The sequence below is a fragment of the Bradyrhizobium commune genome (assembly GCF_015624505.1).
In the GTDB taxonomy this organism is placed as follows: Bacteria; Pseudomonadota; Alphaproteobacteria; order Rhizobiales; family Xanthobacteraceae; genus Bradyrhizobium; species Bradyrhizobium commune.
The window spans coordinates 6993159-7000000 of record NZ_CP061379.1 but is presented as its reverse complement, the minus strand read 5'-3'; the positions used below and the strand labels follow the sequence as shown (position 1 = coordinate 7000000).

Below are 6842 nucleotides of genomic sequence, written 5' to 3'. Positions count from 1 at the left end.
CTCGACGGCGTGCTCGCCGCGCAGAAGGACATGGACGCGATCACCGAAAAACTGCCGGAGAATACCGCGCCCGACGCGAAGGTGATCGCCCAGCTCGACGGTGTCGCCAAGAAGCACGGCTTTGCCAGCTATGACGACTACAACAACGTCGTTGACAACATCAGCCTGGTGCTCGGCGGCTTCGATCCCGCGACCAAGAAATATGTCGGCACCGAAGCCGTGATCAAGTCGCAGATCGCGCAGGTCGAGGCCGACAAGACGATGCCGGCCAAGGACAAGAAGGAAGCGATCGACGAGCTCAACGAGGCGCTGAAGACGCCGGCGCCCGCGGTCGAGAACAAGGCCAACATCGATCTCGTCGGCAAATATTACGACAAGCTGGTCGCAGCGCTCGGCGACGACCAGAACTGAGACGCGTTGTTGCGCGAGGTGCCGTAGCGCACTCCACTTCCGTAGGGTGGGCAAAGGCGCATAGCGCCGTGCCCACCATCGCTCGGCGAATCGCGGCGGACAATGGTGGGCACGCTACGCTTGGCCCACCCTACGAGATCCCCCTTAAAAAAGCCCCGGAGACATCTCCGGGGCTTTCGTCGTTTGCGCCCTTCCTGGCCCGTCAGCGCCTCACGTCCTCGTCCGCATCCGCATCATGAAGCTGTCGAAGCTCAGCTCCGCCACCTGCATCCAGGCGAGCGACTCGTTGCGATAGGCCGACAGGCTCGCATACATCTTGCCGAAATGCGGATTGCTCTTGGCGAGCTCGGCATAGATCTCGTTCGCTGCGCCGTAGCAGCCCTCCAGCACCTCCTGCGGGAATGGCTTGAGGATCGCGCCGGCGACCAGCAATCGTTTCAATGCCGGCGGGTTGACCGCATCGTATTTGCCGGTCACCCAGGTGAAGGTTTCGCGCGACGCGCTTTCGACCGCCGCCTGGTAATGCTTCGGCAGCGAGTTCCACTTGTCGAGATTGATGAGGTTGTGGCCCTGGCCGGTGCCTTCCCACCAGCCCGGATAGTAATAGTACTTCGCCACCTTCACGAACCCGAGCTTCTCGTCGTCATAGGGTCCGACCCACTCGGCGGCGTCGATCGTGCCCTTCTCGAGCGCCGGATAGATGTCGCCGGCGACGATCTGCTGCGGCACGCCGCCGACCTTGGCGATGATCGTGCCGGCGAACCCGCCGACGCGGAATTTCAGCCCATGCAAATCCGCCATCGACTTGATCTCCTTCCGGAACCAGCCGCCCATCTGGGCGCCGGTCGAGCCGGTCGGAATGCCCAGGCAGTTATATTCCTTCAGCAGATCGTTGAGCATGTCCTGCCCGCCGGCCCACTGTAGCCACGAGATGTGCTGGCGTGTATTGAGGCCGAACGGCAATGCTGTGCCGAAGGTGAAGGCCGGATTCTTGCCCCAGTAATAATAGAGCGCTGTGTTGCCTATCTCGACAGTGCCGTTCGATACGGCGTCGAGTACCTGTAGTCCGGGGACGATTTCGCCCGCCGCGAACGGCTGGATCTGGAATCGGTTGTCGGTGATCTCGGCGACCCGTTTGGCAAAATACTCGCAGCCCCCATACAGCGTGTCGAGGGCCTTGGGCCAACTTGCGGCGTATCGCCATTTGATTTCAGGCATCGATTGCGCGATCGCGGGCGCAGCGATCGTGCTTGCGGCGAGGCCCAATCCGCCTGCCGTCAGGAATTTACGACGTTCCATGCGTTTCCCTCCCTGTGATGTCGAGTCCTCGACGAGGGATCGCGATCTTGGTGCCGCTTGGTCTTCGCCGGTGGCCGACGTTGTGTCCGAAATTCAGAATTCCCGGATCGCGGTCAGGATGGCGAAACGGAATCTGCAAATCAAGCGCACTTTGGTCGCGCGACCGGAGCCGCAGCTCAATGCTGCGCTGCGAACGCGGCTTCCATCGCCTTCCGAGCCCTGATCGTCTCGTTGCCCGCGTCGAACGCGACGTCGCTCCAACGCAGCACCGCGCCATGCGCGACGTCTTGTCTCAGTGTGAGCCGATGCGCGAGGCCGATCGGCAGCGCGCCGGCCTTGAGGCTTGCCGCCGCCGGTACCAGCTTGCCCCACACCGTGTAGCCGCCTTCGCCGTCCAGCATCTCGCCGGCGCGCAAGTTACGTTTGGCCACCGCCGCGACGTCGCCGCGGAAGCCGGTGGCCTGCCCGGTCGGCTCATTGCGCAGCACCGCCGACAGCACGGAGATGCCGAGCTCGAGCCCGATCAGATGGTAGGGCTTGTACATCGCCGCATAGCGTCCGCTCGCGTCGGTCTTCAGGCCATACTGCCTGAAGCAGCCGGCGGCATAGTCGTTCGGCGCTTCCAGCACGACATAGACGCCCCAGCGCAGATCGCGAAACACCGGACGGCCATCGCGCTCGAGCGAGGACACGACCTCGACGACGCCGGATCGCTCCAGCACGCCGCCGTGCTCGCGCGGCCGCATGATGTGCGGCAGATCGTCGACGCCGCAGGGCGGAAACAGCAGGCCCTCGGTCGGCACGTCGAGCCCGCAGGCGTTCGCAATCGCCGCCATCTCGATCGCGGATTTGGTGCCGTCGAGGAAGGAGTTGAACATCTGCGGGTTCATGCCGGCCGACTGCGCCTCGCCGGCCGTCAGGCCATAGTGCTGCCAGACGCCGTCCGGTGTCACGTCATGATAGGCCGGCAGATATTTCGTGCCCTTGCCGGCGGCGACGACGCGAAAGCCGGTGGCGCGGGCCCAGTCCACCATCTCCGCCGTCAACGCCGGCTGATCGCCATAGGCGAGCGAGTAGACGACACCGGCCTTGCGTGCTTCCTCGGCAAGCAGGGGTCCGGCCAGCACGTCGGCCTCGACATTCACCATCACGATATGCTTGCCCGCCGCGATCGCGGCGCGTGCATGCCTGATGCCGACCGCGGGGTTGCCGGTCGCCTCCACCACCACGTCCATCGCGCCGCCGGCAATCGCCCGCGCGCCGTCATCGGTGAAGACGGTTCTGGCGATGCGGTCTGCGTCCCAGCCGACGGTCCGGCAGGCCTCGCGCGCCCGCTCCCGGTCGATGTCGACGATAACAGGCACCTCCAGCCCCGGCACATGTGGCACCTGCGCCAGAAACATCGAGCCGAATTTGCCGGCGCCGATGAGCGCGACACGGACAGGCTTGCCGGCGGACGCGCGGGCCTGGAGGAGGCGATAGAGGTTCATGGGGGAATATCCTGTACAACTATCGTGTCCCGGACGCGGCGCAGCGGGAAACGCTGCTCCGCAGAGCCGGGACCCAGAGAAAAACGATCCGTGTCGCGTGGGCCCCGGCTCAGCAGCGCACCGCTGAAGAAGCGCTGCGCTGCGTCCGGGGCACGAGAGCTACTCCGCCGCCTGCCGCGGCGCTCGCGCCAGCCGCACGAGCGCGTCGTCGTCGACCGTCTTGATCGGCGCAAAGTCGCGATGCGCGATGTACTCGGGCCGTGTGGGGCTGCGGATATAGTTCGAGACCGCGTTCAGCGTCAGGTACACGATCTTGCGCGGGTAGGGTGTGATGTTGCCGCTCGAGCCGTGCACGAGATTGCCGTGGAACATCAGCATGCCGCCGGGTTTTCCGGTCGGCGCGACGATGCCGCCCTGCTTGACCAGCCGCGTCACCGTCTCCTCGTCCAGCGTCCACAATGGATAGGACGTCGTGGCGAGGTCATGCGAGGCTTTGAGGTCGCCGGCATTCTGGCTCTGCGGCACCAGCATCAGGGGGCCGTTGATCGGCATCACCTCGTCGAGGAAGATCGCGATGTTCATGGCGCGCGGCTCCGGCATGCCGTCATCGCGCTTCCAGGTGCCGTAATCCTGGTGCCACTGCCAGACGTCGCCGGTGAAGGCCGATTTCGCGTTGATCTTGAACTGGTGCATGTAGACCGGCTCGCCGAACAGCTGCTCGACCGGATCGATCATGCGCGGATGCGCGCCGAGGATGCCGAAGGCTTCGTTGTAGAGATGCGCGGCAAAGGCCGTGCGCGGCGCGCCGCTCTTCTCGCGCCAGACCTCGGGCCGGTTGGCATCGTAAATGCCGACCGCCTCGCGCGCGAGGAGGTCGACCTCCTCCTGGCTGAACAGTTCTGGCAAAAACAGCCAGCCCTCGCGGTGGAAGAACTCCAATTGCTCTTGCGACAGTTTCATGGGTCGTCCTCCTTGGTTTTTTTTCTCATCGTGGCCGGCGCCGCGTGTCGCTACGCCGCCGCCACGTCCGTCGCCCTCAATCTCTCCTCAGTCATCCGTCCAGCCGTCTGCGCATGCGAAAGCGCCGCGCGTTCGGCCGCCTTGGCGTCGCCTGCGAGAATGTGCTTGGCGATATCGGCATGCTCGGCCCAGGCGCTGCCGCGATAATCGAGCTCCGTCAGCACCGTCGCCATCGAGCGGCGCATATGCGGCCATTGCGGCGTGATCGTTTCCTCGATCACGGGATTGCCGGCGAGCTGGTAGATGGCGCGGTGAAATTCGACGTCGAGCGCGATCAGCTCGGCAAGCGCCGTCTTGCGGTCGATGCGACGGCCGGCGGCGAGTGCTGCGTCGAGCCGTGCGCGTCCCGCCGCGTCGCTTGCCGCGCGCATCGCGGCGAGCCGCGCGGCAAGCGCATCGATCGCGCCTCGCACCTCGTAGAGCTGGCGGATGCGCGCAGGATCGAGCTGGGTGACTTCAAAGCCGCGCCGGCCGCTCTCCGCGACGAGGCCCTGCCGATGCAACAGGTGCAAGGCATGCGACACCGGCTGACGCGACACGCCGAGCTTGTCGGCGAGCTCGTTCTGCCGGATGCGCTGGCCGGGCTGAAGCGTGCGGTCGGAGATCGCCTCCAGGATCCGGGCGTAGACCTGGTCGATCAGGTTCGGGAGCGGGTCGAGAGGAATCACGCCGGTAGCTCCGAAAAGGGAATACGGAATTCCGTATTCGAAACTACGGTTACGAGCCGAGTGCGTCAAGCGCTACCCAGATACCGTGCAACCTACCGCGGGCAGACTAGCTAAACCTTTGATTTCGCTAGGGCCGTCTACTGTGCATGGGGTTGTTTTCGCAAAGTGATGCAGGCATTAGCCGCGCTACTCCGCCAAGAAGCGGCTCACCACCTCGCCAAATTCCAGCGGCGCCTGCTCGAACATCCAGTGACCGGCATTGGCGATCACCGCCGTCTGCGCGCCCGCGATATGCTCGGCCAGCACCCGCCACATCACCGACAGGCTGCCGGTGGTCGCGCCGCCGCCGATCAAGAGCGTCGGCGTCCTGATCGCTTGCGCATCTGCCAGCGTGTAGGACCTGCGCTGCTCGTTGATCTGGCCGAGGAAGGTCAGCACGTTGTCGCGCAGCTGCTGCTTTGCAGCTGCCGGCACCCGCCGCCACGAGCCGTCGCCCTCGATGCCCTCGTAGAAGTTTTGCAGCGCGCCCTCGATGTCACCGGCACGGATCATCTCGACCGAGCGCGCCGTCTTCGCAGCGAGCGGCGGATGCGCCGGCATTCCCGCGGGGAGCGGAAGGCTGGCGTCGAGATCGCCACCGGGCTCGGCCAGCACCAGCTTTCGCAGCAGATCGGGCCGCGCCTGCGCGACGCGAAAGGCGATGTGCCCGCCACGCGAATGGCCCATCAGGTCAACCGGTGCAGGCTTCACCTGCTCGATGAAGGCGATCACGTCGGCGACATGCTGCGCCATCTTGTAGTCGTCGCCGACGGCGTCCCAGGCTTCCGGAAAAAAGTGCCGCAGGCTGACCGAGATGACGCGATGGCTTTTCGACAGCGGACCGAGCACGGAATACCAGGTGCGGAAATCCCCTAACGTGCCGTGCACGCAGACCAGCGGATGGCCTTCCCCGATCTCGAGATAGGCCATGTCGTAACCGTTGACACGAAATGTCTGCATGGTCAGCCCGCCAGAAAATCCAGCACCACGTCCGAATACTTTTGCGGTGCCTGCTCGAACATCGGATGCGTCGCGTTCGGGATGATGGCCGTCTTGGAATAGGGCACATGCGCGGCGAGCGCATGCAGCACCTTCGGCAGCAGGCCCCTGGTCCGCGCGCCCAGGATGAACAGCGTCGGCATCCTGATCGCTTCCGCATCCGCCTTCGAGAACGGCGGACGGTTGTCGCGGACCTGGCCGATCAGGGTCATAGCGTTGTCACGCAGATTCTGCTTCACCATCGCCGGCAGCCGCGGCCAGGTGCCCGGCCCCTCCAGCGTGTCGACGAAGACGGCAAGCCCGCCATCGACATCGCCGGCCGCGATCTTCTCGGCCGAGGCCGTGAACCGCGCCAGCAGCGGCGAGGGGCCACCGGTGTAATCCGGATCGAGGCTCGCATCGAGCTCGCCGCCGGGTTCGGCGAGGATCAGTCGCCGCAATAGATCGGGGCGGCGCTGCGCCACGCGGAACGAGATGTGCCCGCCCCGCGAATGGCCCATCAGATTGACCGGGCCGAGGTCGAGCTTCTCGATGAAGGCGATGACGTCGCGGACATGCTGGGCGATTGAATAGGTGTCGCCAACGCCGTCCCATTTCTCGGGGAAGAAGTGTCTCAAGCTGACAGCGATCACCCGGTGCCGCTGCGTCAGCGGCCCGAGCACGCAGCCCCAGACGCGGAAGTCATTGAGCGAGCCGTGCACGCAAACCAGCGGCGGCCCACCTCTGTCCTCGCCCACGTCGAGATAGGGCATGTCGTAACCGTTGACGTGGAGGCTCTGCATTCTGGGCTCGCGAGAAGGGGCGCTGGAACTCCTGTGCAAGATTCCCGGAAACCGGGTGGATCGCAACTATTTCCAAGCCTAGATTTAGGCCGAGATCACAATGGGGGCATGCGACAAGGACGCGAGCCAGGAAC

At 65.0% G+C, this 6842-nt stretch carries 7 protein-coding genes (1 of these 7 only partly in view); 1 reads left to right on the top strand and 6 read right to left on the bottom strand.

The features are described from left to right. Positions 1-411, top strand: partial view of a hypothetical protein gene (locus tag IC761_RS32860; protein ID WP_195800770.1) — the 3' portion only. The gene continues 174 nt to the left of window position 1, outside the view; only the last 411 of its 585 coding nucleotides appear in the window; the start codon falls outside the window, past its left edge; the stop codon is at positions 409-411. A 210-nt stretch (positions 412-621) separates the two neighbouring features. On the opposite strand, the gene IC761_RS32855 is transcribed toward IC761_RS32860, so the two are convergent. From IC761_RS32855 to IC761_RS32830, 6 genes are all read right to left on the bottom strand, one after another. Further along, positions 622-1710 carry a TRAP transporter substrate-binding protein gene (locus IC761_RS32855; protein ID WP_195800769.1) on the bottom strand — a complete coding sequence of 363 codons (1089 nt, stop codon included), beginning with the start codon at positions 1708-1710 and terminating at the stop codon, positions 622-624. A gap of 176 nt (positions 1711-1886) precedes the next feature. After that, positions 1887-3200 carry an NAD(P)H-dependent oxidoreductase gene (locus IC761_RS32850; protein WP_195800768.1) on the bottom strand — a complete coding sequence of 438 codons (1314 nt, stop codon included), beginning with the start codon at positions 3198-3200 and terminating at the stop codon, positions 1887-1889. A 159-nt stretch (positions 3201-3359) separates the two neighbouring features. Then, positions 3360-4160 carry a phytanoyl-CoA dioxygenase family protein gene (locus IC761_RS32845; protein ID WP_195800767.1) on the bottom strand — a complete coding sequence of 267 codons (801 nt, stop codon included), beginning with the start codon at positions 4158-4160 and terminating at the stop codon, positions 3360-3362. 50 nt (positions 4161-4210) lie between these two features. Further along, a complete protein-coding gene (locus IC761_RS32840) occupies positions 4211-4888 on the bottom strand; it encodes a GntR family transcriptional regulator (protein WP_195800766.1) in 678 nt (225 codons plus the stop codon). Between the two features lie 186 nt (positions 4889-5074). Beyond that, complete coding sequence (locus tag IC761_RS32835) at positions 5075-5887, bottom strand: alpha/beta fold hydrolase (protein WP_195800765.1); 813 nt, start codon at positions 5885-5887, stop codon at positions 5075-5077. A 2-nt stretch (positions 5888-5889) separates the two neighbouring features. Continuing rightward, positions 5890-6708, bottom strand: coding sequence for an alpha/beta fold hydrolase (locus IC761_RS32830; protein WP_195800764.1), 819 nt, complete (start codon positions 6706-6708; stop codon positions 5890-5892). Between the last annotated feature and the right edge of the window lie 134 nt (positions 6709-6842).

What these genes read in the sequence shown, in the direction of transcription:
- IC761_RS32855 (WP_195800769.1), bottom strand. Translation starts at nt 1,710, where the DNA reads ATGGAACGTCGTAAATTCCTGACGGCAGGCGGATTGGGCCTCGCCGCA.
- IC761_RS32850 (WP_195800768.1), bottom strand. Translation starts at nt 3,200, where the DNA reads ATGAACCTCTATCGCCTCCTCCAGGCCCGCGCGTCCGCCGGCAAGCCT.
- IC761_RS32845 (WP_195800767.1), bottom strand. Translation starts at nt 4,160, where the DNA reads ATGAAACTGTCGCAAGAGCAATTGGAGTTCTTCCACCGCGAGGGCTGG.
- IC761_RS32835 (WP_195800765.1), bottom strand. Translation starts at nt 5,887, where the DNA reads ATGCAGACATTTCGTGTCAACGGTTACGACATGGCCTATCTCGAGATC.
- IC761_RS32830 (WP_195800764.1), bottom strand. Translation starts at nt 6,708, where the DNA reads ATGCAGAGCCTCCACGTCAACGGTTACGACATGCCCTATCTCGACGTG.